Here is a 1,350-nt window from a genome sequence, read left to right on the forward strand (position 1 = left end):
ATTACAATACGCTATACACTCATATAAACTTTTATCTTTGACTTTGTTATGATTAGAATCTAATTCTAAAAGATAGGAGTAGAGGTAGAGAGTTTGAGTGAGGGGGATAATGGAGTGGGAATCCTTGCCTGTATAGATAGGTAGTCTATTGCTTGAGCCATATTGGGCTGAAGCAATGATTTTAATACCGCCATTGTCATAAATATGAGTAAGCTTGCTTGAAATATCAATAATATTTTTATCCAAAAAATCTAATAATATCTTTATAGTATTTGGATTTATAGCAATGTGTGGAAAATTCCAACCATAAATACTAGGTGCATTAAAGGTATAAACTTCACTTGGGCTAAACAATAACTCATCTTTGTATTTTTTATCACAATATATCAAAGCCATTTGTGCGAGATACCCACCTAAAGAATGCCCTACAAAAATAATCCTTTTATTATAGATTTTAATAAATTGATTTACTTCTTTAAGAAAGTCAAGGAGAGCAAAAGATTGGAGATTACCATTAAGAGAGAGGGCTATATCTTGGATAATATCTCTTCCCTCTTCTGTGCCTCTAAATCCCACTATAAACATATCTTTTTGAGTATCATAGAATAAAGTAGCACTAAAGCCAGACCTTGTGTTTGGCTGATGAAAATAGATTTTATAGCGTTTTGCAAATCTTTGTGCTTGGATTTCTCCAAATTCTCCATTGAGTTTATCTTTACTAACAAAATGATATTCTTTTCCTATCTTTTCTTTTTTTCCAGCCATTTTATCTTTATAATTTAAGGCTATGATTTCATATAAAGTAATTGGAGTATCATCTTGTAATACATATTCATCTAAATCAAAGTAAAAATAACTTGCTTGAGCAAGTTCTGCATAGTCTCTTAGATGATTGATTGCTTGTTTCATATAGGTTTCTCCTGTAAATTTTGATTTAATAAATAATACTTAATATTTTAATAAAAAATCCTTGTGCTCCAAAATAATAAATAGAATAAATAACATAAGCTAATGGGTAATATAACAGCAATAATAATGCTATATAAAAGAACTTTCTCTTACGGGTGTGAAATAAACGATAAAGTATAAATATCAACAAAGGCAAAATTATCCACCCCATCGTTATAAGAAATTCCCCAAATCTATCTGGATTATGTCCAATTAAAAGTAAAAGTATCCATACAAATATCCAAAACACAACCCAACAAGTATATAATATTTTTAATGTTTTCATAAGCTACAATCCTTTCTATTACTATCATCACATAGACTTAAAGCAAGCATTTGCGTTAATGCTCCACCTAGTGAATGTCCTGCTATATTTAAGCTTTTAGATTCTATGATAGCAGG

General features: G+C 29.7%; 2 protein-coding genes. Both read right to left on the reverse strand.

Annotated elements, in window-relative coordinates; genetic code table 11:
- The coding region (locus tag CQA53_RS11490; protein ID WP_115544024.1) for a lipase family protein at positions 1-909 on the reverse strand (909 nt) is incomplete at its 3' end.
- A 321-nt stretch (positions 910-1,230) separates the two neighbouring features.
- Positions 1,231-1,344, reverse strand: a complete 114-nt coding sequence (locus CQA53_RS11500; protein ID WP_342767984.1) for a lipase family protein — start codon at positions 1,342-1,344, stop codon at positions 1,231-1,233.
- Between the last annotated feature and the right edge of the window lie 6 nt (positions 1,345-1,350).

Source organism: Helicobacter didelphidarum, from assembly GCF_003364195.1.
Taxonomy (GTDB): Bacteria; Campylobacterota; Campylobacteria; order Campylobacterales; family Helicobacteraceae; genus Helicobacter_A; species Helicobacter_A didelphidarum.